Origin of the sequence: Microbacterium sp. PA5, assembly GCF_049860775.1 — a bacterium.
Taxonomy (GTDB): Bacteria; Actinomycetota; Actinomycetes; order Actinomycetales; family Microbacteriaceae; genus Microbacterium.
In genome coordinates, this window is sequence record NZ_CP187567.1 from 762219 (window position 1) to 777136 (window position 14918).

The window sequence follows — 14918 nt, forward strand, 5'->3', positions numbered from 1 at the left end:
CGGCGGTGTGGGAGAGTCGGAGGATGGCCACGAGCGAAGACAGCCCGGAGATCGAGCTGGACATCACCGACGTCGCGCACGGGGGCGTCTTCGTCGCGCGCCTCGACGACGGGAGCGCCGACCGCGGCGGGCGTGTGGTCTTCGTCCCCGACGCCATCCCGGGCGAGCGGGTGCGCGTGCGGTTGACGGACCGGTCGAAGCCGTCCTTCTGGCGCGGCGAGGTGCTCGACGTGGTGACCGCGTCCCCCCACCGGCGCCCCCACGTGTGGGCCCAGGCGGACGTGGGAGTGCCGCCCGAGGGGCGGCCCGGCGGCGCGGACTTCGGCCATATCGCGCTCGCCCATCAGCGCGAGCTGAAGACGCGGGTCGTTCGCGACGCGCTCCAGCGGATCGGGGGCCTCGACCTTCCGGTGTCCGTGTCGGAGGCGCTGCCGAGCGGGACGGGCGGGGCCGAGAGCGCGGACGGGACCGGCTGGCGCACGCGGGTCAGCATGCACGTCGACGCCGACGGGCGCGTCGGGCCCTTCGCCGCGCGCAGCCATCGCGTGATCGAGGTGGACGAGCTGCCGCTGGCGACCCCGGGGATCGCGGCCGCCGCGCTGCAGGGGCGGCAGGCGGCACCGGGCCGGCTGGACTTCGTGCAGCCCGCCGACGGAGGGGTGCGCGTGATCGCCCGCCCCGACGCGGCGGACCGTCCGCGGCGGGGACCTCGCCGCGGCGGGGGGCCCGCGCGCGCTGCGACGGATCCCGCCGCGGCGGAGACCGTCGTGGAGATGGTCGGCGGCAGGCCGTTCCGGGTGGACGCCGGAGGATTCTGGCAGGTGCACCGGCTCGCCGCGCACACGCTCAGCGCGGCCCTGACCGCGCTGCTCGGCGAGGCGGGGACGGGCGCGGACGGGGTCGTCGACCCGGACGCGTGGCACCTGGACCTCTACGGCGGCGTGGGCCTGCTCGCCGCCGCCGTCGCCGGCGTCGGCGGCCCCGCGACGCGCATCACCACGGTCGAGTCCGATGCGCGCGCCACCGAGCACGCGGGGGCGAACCTCGCCGACTGGGTCGGGGCGCGGGCGGAGACGGGCCGTGTCGACCGGTGGCTCGCCCACCTCGCGTCGTCGGCCTCGGCCGCCGAGCGGACGCGGCTGCGCGGCGGCGTGGTCGTCCTCGACCCGCCGCGCGCCGGCGCCGGCCGCGAGGTCGTGGAGCGCGTCGCGTCGCTCCAGCCCGCCCACGTCGCCTACGTCGCGTGCGATCCGGTCGCCCTGGCCCGCGACCTGGCGACCTTCGCCGCGCTCGGATACCGGGCCGGCGCCGTGCACGGCTACGACCTCTTCCCGAACTCTCATCACATCGAAGCGCTCGTCCTCCTCACTCGTGACCACTCGCGTCGTTAGGCTGGGGCCATGACTCGTGTGGCGTTCATCGACGACCACGAATCCGTGCGCCTCGGACTCGAGGCGGCATGCGCCCGTGAGGCCGAGAAGGACGTCGTGTTCTCGGGCGACACGGTCACGGACTACATGAAGTGGCGTGTCCTCGATCCGAGCGGACCGGCTGACGTCGTGGTCCTCGACCTCACCCTCGGCGACGGCACGACGGTGACGGAGAACGTCGTGCGGCTCACCGCCGACGGCTCCGAGGTCATCATCCACAGCGTCGCCGACCGGCCCGCAGCCGTGCGCGAGGCGCTCGCCGCCGGTGCCGCCGGTGTCGTCAGCAAGTCGTCCCGCATCGACGACGTCATCCGCGCCATCCGCATCGTGGCGGCCGGCGAGCCGCTGGACAACGTCGAGTGGGCCAGCGCCGTCGACGGCGACCGCGCCTTCGCCGACGCCCAGCTGTCCTCGCGCGAGCGCGACGTGCTGCGGCTGTACGCGACCGGCCTGCCGCTCAAGGCCGTGGCGGACCGCCTGGGCATCGCGTACTCCACGGCCAAGGAGAACATCACGCGGGTGCGGGTGAAGTACATCGACGTGGGACGCCCCGCGCCGACCAAGGTCGATCTCCTCCGCCGCGCGATGGAGGACGGACTCGTGACCGAGGCCGAGGGTGACGTCTGAGCTCCCGTCCGGGGCCGTGTCGCTCCGGCCGATCCTTCCGCCCGGCGAGGCCGCGGCGGCGGGCAGCGAGCGGTTCTCCCAGGCTCGGGTGGAGCGGATCCTCGGCGTCGTCGTCGGATTCGGCTGCTCGGTCCTGGGCGCGCAGGCGTTCTTCAACGCGCTGACCTCGGTGCAGGAGGGTCCGCTCTGGCGGATGGCCTTCGTCGTCGCCGTCTTCGTGCCGCTCATCGTCATGGTGGTCGCGAGCTCGACGGGGCTGGCCACCCGCGCCTGCGCCGGCGTGTTCGCGATCGTCTTCCCGCTCGTGCTCATCGCGTGGCCGGCCGCCACGGCGGGCCGCGACAACGCCGGCAGTTCCGAGCCGTGGATCTGGTTCCTGCTGAACGTCGGGACCGTCGCCGCCGTCCTGGCCTTCTCCATGCCGCTGCAGATCGTCTGGGCGGTGCTGATCCCGGTGCTCTACGGCATCGTCCGCACCATCCAGGTGGGACCGGCCGGACTCCAGGCGACCCTGCTCGACGTCGTGTTCGCCATCATCCTGGCGCTCGTGTTCCTCGTCCTCGGATGGATGCTCCGCAGTGTGGCCGTGCAGATGGACACCGCCCGGCGCGACGCCGTCGGCTCCTACGCCGCCGCGGCCGCCGCCGACGCCTCGGAGCGGGAGCGGGTGGCGGTGGCCGCCCTCATGCACGACAGCGTGCTGGCCGCCCTCATCGCCGCCGAGCGCGCCCGCACCCCGCGGGAGCGCTCGCTCGCCGTCTCGATGGCGCGCGAGGCGCTCACCCGGCTCGCCAACGTCGACCAGGACGCGGGCGAGGGGTCCGACGCGCCCGTTCCGCTGGCCTCCTTCGTCGCCGATCTGGACCGCGCCTCGGCGGAGTGCGGGGGTCCGCCCGTGTCGGGCCGCCTCCCCGCGCAGACGTGGTCGCTGCCGGGCCGCGTCGCGCGCGCCCTCGTGCTCGCGACCACGCAGGCGATCGCCAACTCCGTCGAGCACGCCGACGCCGCCGGCCTCGTCGTCGTCGTCACGGCCGGGGATCGGGACGTCGAGATCCTCATCGGAGACGAAGGGCCCGGCTTCGATCCCGACGCGGTGCCCGACGACCGCCTGGGCATCCGCGGATCGATCTCCGCGCGCGTGGCGGCCGTCGCCGGCAGCTCGCGCATCGAGAGCGGTCCCGGCGGCACCCGCGTGACGCTCTACTGGGAGAGGCAGGCATGAGGGTCTCGATGCGCTCGGCGCTCTCGTCGCTCGGTGTGGTCTTCACGGCCTACCTGGCCGTCGGCGGCATGATCTGGACCGTCACGCCCGATCATCCGCTGCTCATGGTCGGGGCGATCGGCCTCTACCTCGTGACGGTGTGGCTGTGCATCTTCTGGAATCCCGTCACCGCACCGCTGCCGGTGTGGCTCGTGGTCCTCTCCCTGGTCACCGCGGTGATCGTCCCCAACGTCACCTGGTTCGCCGCGGGCACCGACGCACGACTGCAGGCCTACGCCACTTGGGGCCTCGGCGGCATCAGTGCGCTGATGGCGATCCTGGTGGTCCGCCGGCGCGTGTGGGCGGCCTGGTTCGGCGTCGCGATCATCGTGGTCACCGGGAGCTTCTGGATCGGCATCGTCAACGCGCTGTCCCTGGGTGCGGTGGGCGCCGTGGTGTGGGTGGGGATCGCCCAGCTGGTGACCGGTCTCATGGCGCGCGCCGCCCGCGACACCGCGGAGCTGACCGAGCTCCAGCGCTCCTCGTCCGAGTGGCTCGCGTCGCAGTCGGGACGCCGTCGCGAGCGGCGCGTCACCGTCCAGCGCGCCATCGCGCTCGCCGGTCCCGTGCTGACCCGGGTCATCGAGACCGGGGGAGTCCTCGACGACGAGGAGCGGGCCCAGGCGCGCCTGACGGAGGGACGGCTGCGGGACGAGCTGCGCGGTCGCCGCCTGCTCGACGACGACGTGCGCGTGCAGCTGGAAGCGGTGCGCCGCCGCGGCACCGAGGTCACGATGCTCGACGAGGGCGGTCTCGACGGGGTCGACGAGGATCAGCTCACCGTCATCCGCGGGGAGCTCGCCAAGGCGCTGTCGGATGCGCGCTCCGAGCGCGTGTTCATCCGCACGTCGCAGCACGAGAGCATCGCGGTGACCGTGGTGGGCCGCTCGCGCAGCGAGGACGATCCCGACGGCGAGGACGTCGTGGACCTCTGGCACGAGATCCGCTGGCCGGCCGTCCGGGAGCCCGAGGCCGTCGAGGGCGCGGCGGAGGCCCAGGATCGCGTGGGCGTCGAGGACTGAGACGCCGAGATCCGCCTGCGGACGGCCTGCGGAGCGTGTCCTGACGCGCATCCTGACGCGGTGTCCTGCGCTGCGCACGACGTTCGCGCGTGCGCGCCGACGACGGTGGTCGAAGGAGGGGGAGGGAGGCGAGGGGCGGCGAAGCCGCCCGCCCCTCGCCTGCGCGAGCGGTTACCCGAAAACCGACTCGCTGGCCGATCCGTACTCAGAGAGGAGATCGACCGAACGCAGAAGCGTTCCAGCAGTTCAAGTGTGCGACGGGGCCCCGGGAATGTCTGTAGGTATTTTGGGGGACATCTCCGCGGAGGCCTGCCGGACCCCGTGGCAGGGCGCTCTCAGCCGCCGAAACGGCCCCATCCGAGCTCGCGCCGCAGGGGCTGGCGCATGGCCCGCGCGCTGAGCTGCCAGGCGGTGCGGGCGCGTGCCTCCTCGGCCACTGCGGCGGCGGCCTCGGAGCGGTACGACTCGCTCACGACTGCGACCGCCGCCGCCAGTTCCTCGGCGTCGGGATTGCCGCGCAGCACCTCGATGCGCAGACCCGGATCGGCGGGGGCGGCCCCGCCGTCGTCGCCGCCCACGCCGGTCACAGCGGGATGTTCCCGTGCTTCTTGGCGGGGAGGCTCGCGCGCTTGCCGCGCAGCGCCCGCAGGGCCTTGGCCACCGCGACGCGGGTGGCGGCCGGCTCGATGATGCCGTCCAGTTCGCCGCGCTCGGCCGCAAGGAACGGAGAGGCCACGTTGTAGGTGTACTCGTTGGCCAGGCGCGTGCGGACGGCGGCGACATCCTCGCCCGCCTCCTCGGCCCGCTTGATCTCGCCCCGGTAGAGGATGTTCACGGCGCCCTGGCCGCCCATCACCGCGATCTCGGCCGTGGGCCACGCGAGGTTGATGTCGGCGCCGAGCTGCTTGGATCCCATGACGATGTACGCCCCGCCGTACGCCTTGCGGAGGATCACGGTCACCAGGGGCACGGTGGCCTCGGCGTAGGCGTAGAGCAGCTTCGCGCCGCGCCGGATGACGCCCGTCCACTCCTGATCGGTGCCCGGGAGGTAGCCGGGGACGTCGACGAGGGTCACGATGGGGATGGAGAACGCGTCGCAGAACCGGACGAAGCGGCTCGCCTTCTCGCCGGCTTCGATGTTGAGCGTTCCCGCCATCTGCGACGGCTGGTTGGCGATGATCCCGACCGAGCGGCCCTCGATGCGCCCGAAGCCGATCACGATGTTCGGGGCGAACAGCGGCTGCACCTCGAGGAACTCGGCGCCGTCGACGATGCCGCGGATCACCTCGTGGATGTCGTAGGGCTGGTTGGGGGAGTCGGGGATGATCGTGTTCAGCAGTCGGTCGGCGTCGGTGGTCTCGAACTCGAACGAGTGCTCGTAGTCGGGGAGCTCGGCCATGTTGTTGTCGGGGAGGAAGCCGAGCATCGTGCGGACGTAGTCGATCGCGTCGTCCTCGTCCTCGGCGAGGTAGTGCGCGACCCCCGATCGGGTGTTGTGCGTGTACGCGCCGCCCAGCTCCTCCATGCCGACGTCCTCGCCGGTCACGGTCTTGATCACGTCGGGCCCGGTGACGAACATCTGGCTGGTCTTGTCGACCATCACCACGAAGTCGGTCAGCGCGGGAGAGTAGACGGCGCCGCCGGCGGCCGGCCCCATGATGATCGAGATCTGGGGGATGACGCCGGAGGCCGCGGTGTTCAGGCGGAAGATCTCGCCGTACTTGCCGAGGGCCACGACGCCCTCCTGGATGCGGGCGCCGCCCGAGTCGAGGATCCCGACGATCGGCATGCCGCCGCGCAGGGCGAACTCCATGACCTTGATGATCTTGTCGCCGGCGACCTCGCCCAGCGACCCGCCGAACGTGGAGAAGTCCTGCGAGTAGACCGCGACCGTGCGGCCGTGGATCGTCCCGACGCCGGTGACGACCGAGTCGCCGTAGGGACGGGAGCGATCCATGCCGAAGGCGCTGGTGCGGTGGCGCACGTACTCGTCGAGCTCGACGAAGCTGCCGGGGTCGACGAGCTGCTCGATCCGCTCGCGCGCCGTCCCCTTCCCCTTCGCGTGCTGCTTCTGCTGGGCGACCGTCTCGGCGTCGAGGACGGCCTCCTGGAAGCGTGCACGCAGATCGGCGATCTTGCCGGCGGTCGTGGACAGGTCGGGCTGGTCGGTCACGCGTTCCACCCTAGCGAGCGCATCCCGCCGCCGGTTGGCAGGCGGCCACAACGCGCGGGGGCAGGCGTTGTCGGTCCCGGCCAGACGGGTTGCCGCCGCGGACGGGCGTATCGTGGCGGCCATGTCTCACGCCGATCCCGGATATCCGCTCGCCGCCGCCGTCTCGCCTCGCCTCCAGGTCGCCGACACGGTCGATTCGACCAACGCCGCGCTCCTCGCCGACGCCGCAGCCGATCCGCTCGGCCACCCGCACCTGTCCGTGCTGCTGACCCGCGATCAGCGGGCCGGTCGCGGACGGCTCGGACGCTCGTGGACGGCCCCGCCCGGAACCGCCCTCGCGGTCTCCGTGCTCCTGGAGGTCGGTGCCGTCGCCCACGCCGACCGCGGCTGGATCCCCCTCGTCGCCGGGGCCGCGATGCGGCGGGCGATCGCCGCGCAGCTGGTGGGGCTGGAGGTCGCGCTGAAGTGGCCCAACGACGTGCTGGTCAGCGATCTGAAGATCAGCGGCATCCTCACCGAGGTGCTGGCGTCGGACCCGCACCGCGTCGTGGTGGGGGCCGGAGTGAACACGACGATGACCGAGGCGGATCTGCCGCTGCCGACGGCGACCTCCTTCGCCGCGCTCGGACGGGAGGTCGACGAGGACCGCCTGGTGGCCGACTACCTCACGGCGCTGCGCGACGGCATCGCCGCGCTGTCGGTGTCGGGGAGCGGCGGCGTTGCGGAGGAGATCGCCGCGGTGTGCACGACGCTCGGGTCCGATGTCGCGGTGTCGCTGCCGGACGGCACCACGCTGGACGGTCGCGCGGAGCGGCTGGACGCCGAGGGCCGCCTGGTGGTGGCGACCGCGGGCACCGAGGCGGTGGTCTCGGCCGGAGACGTCGTGCACGTGCGCGCCACCTCGGGTCCCGCGCCCTCGTGATCGGAGCTCGCGGCGCGGGTGACCGGAGCTCGCGGCGCGGGTGAGCGGACGTCACCGGCCCGGCGGCGCGCCGACCCCGCCGTGTCGCAGGCCTCGGTGACAATGGACGCGTGACCCAGCCGACCGCGTACTCCGGACGGCCGCTGACGCCGGCTCCCGGCGCGGCCGCGCCCGAGCTCCGGCTCGTGCGTCTGCGCCGTCATGCCCGACGGCTGTTCTGGAGCGCCCTCGTGCTCGTCGTCGTCGCCGGGGCGGTGGGGTACTTCTCGGGCAACCTCCCCGCGCCGTTCGAGGACTGGATGCTGTGGTCCGCCGCGGCGCTCGTCGTGCTCCTGCTCGTCGTGGTGCCCTACCTCCGGTGGCTCGCGCACACCTACACGATCACGACGCGACGGGTCGTCGAGCAGTCCGGGCTGGTCAGCCGCACCCGCCGCGAGGTCACCCATGCGCGGGGCTACACGATCTCCGAGAAGCGCGGCCCGCTGCAGCGCCTGTGGGGAGCGGGGACCCTCTCGCTGTCCAACGGCGTGGACGCCCCGCTGCGCCTCGCCGACATCCCGGCGGTGCGGCTCGTGCACGAGACGCTCGCCGATCAGGTGGAGATCAGCCAGATCCTCGCGCACCGCGACTCGCACGCGACCCCGACGATCGCCGACGCGCGCTGACGAGCGGTCGCGGCGCGCGACCTGGGAAGATGGAACCCGCCGGACGACGCAATCCCGTCGGCCAGGCGCTCGCGCAGCGGAAGGGCATCATGTCGGTAAAGGTCGGAGTCGTCGGCGGAGGGCAGCTGGCCCGCATGATGATCGCGCCCGCGGTCGAGCTCGGGATCGAGATCCGCGTGCTCGCCGAGGAGGAGGGCATGGCGGCCGGGCTGGCCGCGACCGCGGTCGGCGACTACCGGGACCTGGAGACGGTGCGGGCGTTCGCGCGCGGCGTCGACGCCGTCACCTTCGATCACGAGCACGTCCCGCAGGAGGTGCTCCGCGCCCTCGTCGCCGACGGCGTCGCCGTCCACCCCGGGCCCGACGCACTCCTCTACGCGCAGGACAAGCTGCTCATGCGCGCCCGACTCGAGGAGCTCGGCCTTCCGCAGCCGGAGTGGGCGGCCGTCTCGGACGCCGCGGGTCTCCAGACGTTCCTCGACGGCCACGACGGCCGGGGCGTCGTGAAGACCCCCCGCGGCGGGTACGACGGCAAGGGCGTGCGGGTCGTGCGGGATGCGGACGAGGCCGCGGACTGGCTCGCCGCGCTCGCGCCGGGGGAAGAGCTGCTCGTCGAGGAGCTCGTCGCGTTCTCCCGCGAGCTCGCCCAGCAGATCGCCCGCCGCCCGTCGGGTCAGACCCGCGTCTACCCGGTCGTGGAGACCGTCCAGCGCGACGGCGTCTGCGCGGAGGTCATCGCACCCGCACCCCACGAGGGAGGGCGGGTCGCCGCCGTCGCGGCCGAGATCGGCTCGCGGATCGCCGAGGGACTCGGCGTGACGGGCATGCTGGCCGTCGAGCTGTTCGAGACCACCGACGAGCGGCTGCTCGTGAACGAGCTGGCCATGCGCCCGCACAACAGCGGCCACTGGAGCCAGGACGGCGCCGTCACGAGTCAGTTCGAGCAGCACCTGCGCGCCGTCCTCGATCTGCCGCTCGGCGATCCGTCGCCGCGGGCGCCGTGGGCGGTCATGGTCAACATCCTCGGCGGACCCGTCGACGATGCGCTCGAGGACCGCCTGCCGGCGGCGCTGGCCGCCCACTCGTCGGCCAAGGTGCACACCTATGGCAAGGCGCCGCGCCCGGGACGCAAGGTGGGGCACGTCAACGTCGTGGGCGACGAGCTCGACGCGGTCGTCTACGAGGCGCGAGCGGCGGCGGCGTACTTCGCCGACTGATCCGCCCCGACTCTGCCCCGTGAGCGCGCGCCGTTCCGGGGACTTTCCAGACTCGACGCCTAGCCTGGTCGGGTGACTCGACCCTTGCACTCCTCCGCATCGCCGCTGGTCGGCGTGGTCATGGGCTCCGACTCGGATTGGCGGGTCATGAGCGACGCCTCGCAGGCGCTGAGCGACTTCGGCATCGCCCACGAGGTGGAGGTGGTCTCGGCCCACCGCACGCCCGACAAGCTCCTGAGCTACGGTCGCGGCGCGCGCGCCCGCGGACTGCGCGTCATCATCGCCGGCGCCGGCGGCGCCGCGCACCTGCCCGGCATGCTCGCCTCGGTCACGGCGCTGCCGGTGATCGGCGTTCCCGTGCGGCTGGCGACCCTCGACGGCATGGACTCCCTGCTGAGCATCGTGCAGATGCCCGCCGGCATCCCGGTGGCGACGGTGTCGATCAACGGCGCGAAGAACGCCGGCCTGCTCGCCGCCCGCATCCTGGGCGCCGCCGATGACGCGGTCGCCGACGACGTCGAGCGCTACGCCCGCGACCTGGAGCGCCAGGTCGAGGAGAAGAACCGTCGCCTGAAGGAGTCGCTGTGACGCGGGCGGCCACGCCGGGGACGACCCGGTGAGCGTCGCGAGCCCGCCCCGCCGCGCGGGGACGGCACCCGCCGCGCCGAGGTCGTCCGCGCAGTGGAACCCGTACTCCCTGCGCACCCCGGACACCTCGTCGGACGCCGTCATGACCCGCCGCGGCTGGTGGCTCGTCGTGCTGAACTTCCTCCTTCCCGGCGCCCCGCAGTCGCTGGCCGGTCACCGCCGCCTCGGGCGGATCGGCATCGCCTCCACCCTCGTCCTCTGGACCCTCCTGGTCCTCGTCCTCGGTGCCGCGCTGATCTCGTGGCAGGCGACCGTCGGCATCCTCGCGAACTGGTTCGTGCTCCTTGTGGCGCAGTTCGTGCTCCTGGCCTATGCGGTGCTCTGGGTGGTGCTGACGATCGACACGCTCCGGCTCGTGCGCCTGGTGAAGGTGCGCGGGCGGGCGCGGGTGGGTATCGCCGCGCTCGCCGTCGGGCTGCTGGTGGTCTCGTCGGGCAGTGCCGTCTACGCCTCGCAGGTCGCGGGCTCGGCCCGCGACACGATCGCGTCCGTCTTCGGCGGCGGCCCCAGCGTGCCGCCCTCCGACGGCTACTACAACTTCCTCCTCCTGGGTGCCGACAGCGGGTCGGGACGCACCCACATGCTCTTCGACAGCATCTCGGTGGTCTCGGTCAACGCCGACTCCGGCGCCGTGACGATCACCGGCATCCCGCGCGACATGCGCAACGTGCCGTTCTCGGACGGGCCGATGAAGGACCGCTACCCGAACGGCCACGAGGGCCACGCGGACGCGAGCTGCGGGTGGGACAACAAGATCAACCAGCTCAACACCGAGGTCGGGCTCTGCCTCGACGGCGAGGCGATGTATCCCGAGGCGGCCGCGCTCGGCTCGACTCCGGGCATCGAGGCGACCCGCGACGCGGCGGAGGGTGTGCTCGGCGTCGAGATCCCGTACTTCGTCTTCGTCGACATGGACGGCTTCGCCGCGCTCATCGACGCGCTCGGCGGCGTGGACATCACCGTGAAGGAGCGACTGCCCAAGGGCGCCCTGCACAAGAACGCGGACGGGTCGCTGTCGGGCATCACGGGCTGGATCGAGGCCGGCCGGCAGCACATGGACGGCGACACCGCCCAGTGGTACGCCCGGTCGCGGTACACGACGAGCGACTACGACCGGATGAAGCGCCAGCGCCAGCTGCAGGCGGCGATCCTCGACCAGTTCACCCCGGCGACGGTCCTCACCCGCTTCCAGGACATCTCCAAGGCGGGCTCGGAGATCGTGCACACCGACATCCCGGCCTCGATGCTGTCCTACCTCGCCGATCTCGCGGTGAAGGCCAAGGAGCAGGAGATGTCGACGATCGAGCTCACGCAGGAGAACGGGATCGATCCCGACGATCCCGACTTCACCGTCGTCCACGAGCTCGTGGACGCGACGCTTCACCCGGCGACCCCCTCGCCGTCTCCGGGCGACGGCGATCAGTAGGCTCGACGCATGACCGCGACCCTGCGTATCGTGCTCGACCGGCCGATCGCGCCGGGGCGACTCGCCGCCTCCGAGCCGGCCGTTCCGGCGGCCGACGCCGACCTCGCGACCGCCGCCGTCGAGCTCGCGCGCGGGCTCGTGGCGACGGCGCCGGAGGGGTGCGAGGTCGAGGCGATCGCGCCGGCCAGGGCCGCGTCGTCGGCGAGCGGCGAGGGCGGCCCCGATGTGGCCGACCTGGTCCCGGGGATCGCCGGGGTCACCCGGCTGGCCCTCGGGCGTCGCGAGCTCATCGCCGCATGGCAGCTCGGGATGCCGACCGGCGTGGGCGGCGGGCTCATCCACGCACCCTCGCTCATCGCGCCGCTCGTCCGGCACGACCGTGTCCACGACCACGATCAGACCGTCGTCACGCTCTGGGACCTGGATGCGTGGGAGCGGCCGGAGGAGCTGACGCGGGGGCAGCTGGCCATGCAGCGCGCGCTGCTCAAGCGCGCCGTGCGCCACGCGGACGCCGTCGTCGTCCCCACGCACGCCGCCGCCCAGCGCCTCGCCGGCATCGCGAAGCTCGGCGACCGGCTGCGGGTGATCTCCGGCGCTCCGCCCGCGGGGTTCCGCGTGCCCGCCGACGAGATCGGGCGGCGGCGCTCCCTCGGGCTGCCCGAGGGATTCGTCCTGCTGAGCGGGTCCGCGCAGGCCTCCGACGGGCTCGCACACGGCTTCCAGGCGGTGACGCACGCCGCGGTCGACCTCCCGGTGGTCGTCATCGACGCCCCCGAGGGAGCCGAGCCGGCGATCGCCGAGCTCGCCGCCGCCGCCGGCATCGCGGAGTCCCGGGTGCACGTGCGTCCTGCCCTCGAGGTCCACGACCGCGCCGCGGTCTTCGGCGGCGCCGTGGCCCACGTCGCCGCGGCCACCGCGTCGGCGTTCCCCTGGCGGCTCATCGAGTCCCTGCGACTGGGTGTGCCGGTCGTCGCCGCCGCATCCGACGTGCATCGCGAGGTGCTCGCCGAGGGCGGTCTGCTCGTGGATGCCGACGGTGGGGACATCGGCGCTGCGCTGGGGGAGGCGCTGGCGTCGGCGCTGGGCTCGACGACCACCGCCGAGCGGCTCGCCGTACTGGCAGGCGACAGAGGACGTGCGTTCTCGTGGGACGGCGCCGCCGAGCGCGTCTGGCAGCTGCACGCCGACCTCTGAGCGTTCTGGAAACGGCGTGTCGGACCACGGGTTCCGAATTCGGGGTGGTAACGGAAGTTGACTTCCGTAACAATGGTCACATGTCCCCCCGACTGGAACCCCGTCGCGCCCTTTCCCCCCTGGCGCTCGTCGTCGCTGTCCTGTCGCTTGTCGCGGGGATGCTGACCTTCTCCCCGCCCGCCCCCGCTCAGGCTGCGACCGCGCTCCCGTCGACGATCCAGGACGGCGGCTTCATCATCAGCGACGCCGAGTTCTTCGACAGCGACTCGATGACGACCTCGCAGATCCAGTCCTTCCTCAACAGCAAGGTCCCCACGTGCCGGGCGACCTCCGGCCCCGAGTGCCTGAAGAACTTCCGGACGGACGTGCCCGCCAAGGCCGCCGACAAGTACTGCACCTCGGTGACGGCCCGCAAGGCGGCCTCGGCCGCCACGGTCATCGCCGCCGCCGCGGCGGCGTGCGGGATCAACCCGAAGGTGATCCTCGTGATGCTCCAGAAGGAGCAGGGCCTGGTGACTTCGAGCGCCCCCTCCGAGTGGTCGTACCGCGCGGCCATGGGCCAGGCGTGCCCGGACACGGCGCCCTGCGACGAAGCGGCCGCGGGATTCGTGAACCAGGTGCTCAAGGGCGCGCGGCAGATGCAGGTGTACACGAAGAACCCGACGTCGTACAACTACCGGGCCGGGCAGGTCAACACGATCAAGTGGCACCCGACGAGCTCCTGCGGCTCGTCGAAGGTGTTCATCAAGAACCAGGCGACGGCGAACCTGTACATCTACACGCCGTACCGGCCGAACATCGCCGCTCTCGCCGCCGGATCCGGAACCGGCGACAGCTGCTCGACCTACGGCAACCGCAACTTCTACAACTACTACGTGAGCTGGTTCGCCCCGGACGCCTCGAGTGCCACGGGCGCTCCGGGACAGGTCGCCGCGTGCACCGTGCCGGCCTCCGCCGACGTCACCGCCGGCTCGGGGACCGCGTCGGTCACGACCGCGACGACCGGCCGCAAGGCACCGACCACCAAATGCGCGTCGGGGACGGTCGCCCTCGCCAAGGGCGCCACCGTCACCGTGACCGGGACGTACGGCGCCTGGCTGCGCGTGAAGAGCGGCTCTGCGAGCATCTGGGTGGCGAAGTCGGCGCTCAAGGTGACCACCGGGACCCCGGCGGGCGACGCCTGCGCCGTGCCCGCCAGCTCCAGCATCACGAAGGCCTCCGGCAAGGCCGTGGTCGCCACCGCCAGCCTCAACGCGCGCAAGGCGCCCTCGACCGCGTGCGACACCGGCCGCATCACCGTGAAGCTCGGCGCCGTGTACACCCGCACCGCGACCTACGGCGTGTGGTGGCGCATCACCGTCGGCAGCTCGTCGTACTGGGTCCACAGCGCCTACGTCTCGCTGCAGCCCGCCTCCGACCCTGCGCCGATCCCCACGCCGAAGCCCACGCCCACCCCGTCGGCGACGCCGAAGCCGACTCCGACGCCCACCCCGACTCCGACTCCGACGCCGACCCCGACTCCGACGCCGACCCCCGCCCCGAGCTCGACGATGTTCGCGAGCTCGCCGACGCACCTGCGGCCGGCCGCGGGATCGTCGACGCTCGTCACCACCGTCCGGACCGGCGCGAAGGTCACCGTGACCTCCGCGCAGGGGGAGTGGAGCGCGGTCACCCTCGGTGCGCAGAGGGGCTGGATCGCGACGTCCAAGCTCGTCGCCGCCGCGCCGCAGGCCGAGGCCCCGCGCACGCGCCAGACGAAGGTCACCGCCTCCGTCCGCGTCACCGCATCGGCGTCCGGGAAGGTCGTCACGAAGGTGGCGCCGGGGACGAAGGTCACCGTCCTGGACACGTTCGGGACGTGGCGCGCCGTGAAGGTCGGCACGAAGACCGGATGGATGCCGGGCAGTCAGCTGGGCGTCGTGCCCAAGCCGGTCGCGATGCAGACGACCACGTCGCTGAACCTCCGCGCCAGCGCGTCCACGTCCGCGAAGGTGCTCGTCGTCCTGAAGAAGGGGACCAAGGTCTCGGTGACCGCCACCAGCGGCGCCTGGCGCAAGGTCACCGTCGGCAGCCGCACGGGCTGGGTCGCCGGGAAGTATCTGAAGGCCGTCACCGCGACCTCGACGACGATCAGGACGACGACCACGGGGGTGAATCTCCGCAGCTCCGCGTCGACGAGCGCGAAGGTGATCACCGTGCTCGCCAAGGGGACGAAGGTCAGGGTGACCGCGACGAGCGGCGTGTGGCGGAAGGTCGTCGTGGGAACGCGGACCGGATGGGTGCACGGCTCGTACCTGAAGTGAGGCCCGCGTCCAGGGTCGGCTCAGCGGCGT

13 protein-coding genes are annotated in these 14918 nt (G+C 72.8%); 11 read left to right on the forward strand and 2 right to left on the reverse strand.

Annotated elements, in window-relative coordinates; genetic code table 11:
* Positions 1-23 precede the first annotated feature (23 nt).
* From ACPWUT_RS03490 to ACPWUT_RS03505, 4 genes are read left to right on the forward strand one after another with little or no spacing between them, the layout of a single operon-like run.
* Positions 24-1391 (forward strand): class I SAM-dependent RNA methyltransferase, encoded by a 1368-nt coding sequence (locus ACPWUT_RS03490; RefSeq protein ID WP_425840674.1) that lies wholly within the window; start codon positions 24-26, stop codon positions 1389-1391.
* A 9-nt stretch (positions 1392-1400) separates the two neighbouring features.
* The gene (locus ACPWUT_RS03495; RefSeq protein ID WP_284529747.1) at positions 1401-2057 is read left to right on the forward strand and encodes a response regulator transcription factor; all 657 of its coding nucleotides are present in this window, start codon (positions 1401-1403) and stop codon (positions 2055-2057) included.
* Positions 2047-3279 (forward strand): sensor histidine kinase, encoded by a 1233-nt coding sequence (locus ACPWUT_RS03500; RefSeq protein ID WP_284529748.1) that lies wholly within the window; start codon positions 2047-2049, stop codon positions 3277-3279. Before ACPWUT_RS03495 ends, ACPWUT_RS03500 begins: the two co-directional genes overlap by 11 nt.
* Entirely contained in the window at positions 3276-4340 is a 1065-nt protein-coding gene (locus ACPWUT_RS03505; protein ID WP_425840678.1) for a hypothetical protein, read from the forward strand. The genes ACPWUT_RS03500 and ACPWUT_RS03505 overlap by 4 nt, the downstream gene beginning before the upstream one ends.
* 335 nt (positions 4341-4675) lie before the next feature.
* Here ACPWUT_RS03505 and ACPWUT_RS03510 read toward each other — a convergent pair whose 3' ends face one another.
* Both ACPWUT_RS03510 and ACPWUT_RS03515 read right to left on the reverse strand, forming a co-directional pair.
* Entirely contained in the window at positions 4676-4927 is a 252-nt protein-coding gene (locus ACPWUT_RS03510) for an acyl-CoA carboxylase epsilon subunit (protein WP_425840681.1), read from the reverse strand.
* Complete coding sequence (locus tag ACPWUT_RS03515; RefSeq protein WP_284529752.1) at positions 4924-6513, reverse strand: acyl-CoA carboxylase subunit beta; 1590 nt, start codon at positions 6511-6513, stop codon at positions 4924-4926. Before ACPWUT_RS03515 ends, ACPWUT_RS03510 begins: the two co-directional genes overlap by 4 nt.
* 121 nt (positions 6514-6634) lie before the next feature.
* On the opposite strand from ACPWUT_RS03515, the gene ACPWUT_RS03520 reads away from it, so the two are divergent.
* The 7 genes from ACPWUT_RS03520 to ACPWUT_RS03550 all read left to right on the forward strand — a co-directional run bounded on the left by ACPWUT_RS03520 (position 6635) and on the right by ACPWUT_RS03550 (position 14888).
* Complete coding sequence (locus ACPWUT_RS03520) at positions 6635-7435, forward strand: biotin--[acetyl-CoA-carboxylase] ligase (RefSeq protein WP_425840684.1); 801 nt, start codon at positions 6635-6637, stop codon at positions 7433-7435.
* A 110-nt stretch (positions 7436-7545) separates the two neighbouring features.
* Positions 7546-8100, forward strand: coding sequence for a PH domain-containing protein (locus ACPWUT_RS03525; protein ID WP_284529755.1), 555 nt, complete (start codon positions 7546-7548; stop codon positions 8098-8100).
* An 89-nt stretch (positions 8101-8189) separates the two neighbouring features.
* Positions 8190-9317: a 5-(carboxyamino)imidazole ribonucleotide synthase gene (locus ACPWUT_RS03530; RefSeq protein ID WP_425840687.1), complete on the forward strand. Its 1128-nt coding sequence runs from the start codon at positions 8190-8192 to the stop codon at positions 9315-9317.
* A 120-nt stretch (positions 9318-9437) separates the two neighbouring features.
* The gene (gene purE, locus ACPWUT_RS03535; protein ID WP_425842172.1) at positions 9438-9905 is read left to right on the forward strand and encodes a 5-(carboxyamino)imidazole ribonucleotide mutase; all 468 of its coding nucleotides are present in this window, start codon (positions 9438-9440) and stop codon (positions 9903-9905) included.
* A 28-nt stretch (positions 9906-9933) separates the two neighbouring features.
* Complete coding sequence (locus ACPWUT_RS03540) at positions 9934-11391, forward strand: LCP family protein (RefSeq protein ID WP_425840690.1); 1458 nt, start codon at positions 9934-9936, stop codon at positions 11389-11391.
* 9 nt (positions 11392-11400) lie between these two features.
* On the forward strand, positions 11401-12585 hold the full coding sequence (locus ACPWUT_RS03545) for a glycosyltransferase (RefSeq protein ID WP_425840693.1): 1185 nt from the start codon (positions 11401-11403) through the stop codon (positions 12583-12585).
* An 80-nt stretch (positions 12586-12665) separates the two neighbouring features.
* Complete coding sequence (locus ACPWUT_RS03550) at positions 12666-14888, forward strand: SH3 domain-containing protein (protein ID WP_284529760.1); 2223 nt, start codon at positions 12666-12668, stop codon at positions 14886-14888.
* The last annotated feature ends 30 nt before the right edge of the window (positions 14889-14918 follow it).

What these genes read in the sequence shown, in the direction of transcription:
- ACPWUT_RS03490 (WP_425840674.1), top strand. Translation starts at nt 24, where the DNA reads ATGGCCACGAGCGAAGACAGCCCGGAGATCGAGCTGGACATCACCGAC.
- ACPWUT_RS03495 (WP_284529747.1), top strand. Translation starts at nt 1,401, where the DNA reads ATGACTCGTGTGGCGTTCATCGACGACCACGAATCCGTGCGCCTCGGA.
- ACPWUT_RS03505 (WP_425840678.1), top strand. Translation starts at nt 3,276, where the DNA reads ATGAGGGTCTCGATGCGCTCGGCGCTCTCGTCGCTCGGTGTGGTCTTC.
- ACPWUT_RS03520 (WP_425840684.1), top strand. Translation starts at nt 6,635, where the DNA reads ATGTCTCACGCCGATCCCGGATATCCGCTCGCCGCCGCCGTCTCGCCT.
- ACPWUT_RS03530 (WP_425840687.1), top strand. Translation starts at nt 8,190, where the DNA reads ATGTCGGTAAAGGTCGGAGTCGTCGGCGGAGGGCAGCTGGCCCGCATG.
- purE (WP_425842172.1), top strand. Translation starts at nt 9,438, where the DNA reads ATGGGCTCCGACTCGGATTGGCGGGTCATGAGCGACGCCTCGCAGGCG.
- ACPWUT_RS03545 (WP_425840693.1), top strand. Translation starts at nt 11,401, where the DNA reads ATGACCGCGACCCTGCGTATCGTGCTCGACCGGCCGATCGCGCCGGGG.
- ACPWUT_RS03550 (WP_284529760.1), top strand. Translation starts at nt 12,666, where the DNA reads ATGTCCCCCCGACTGGAACCCCGTCGCGCCCTTTCCCCCCTGGCGCTC.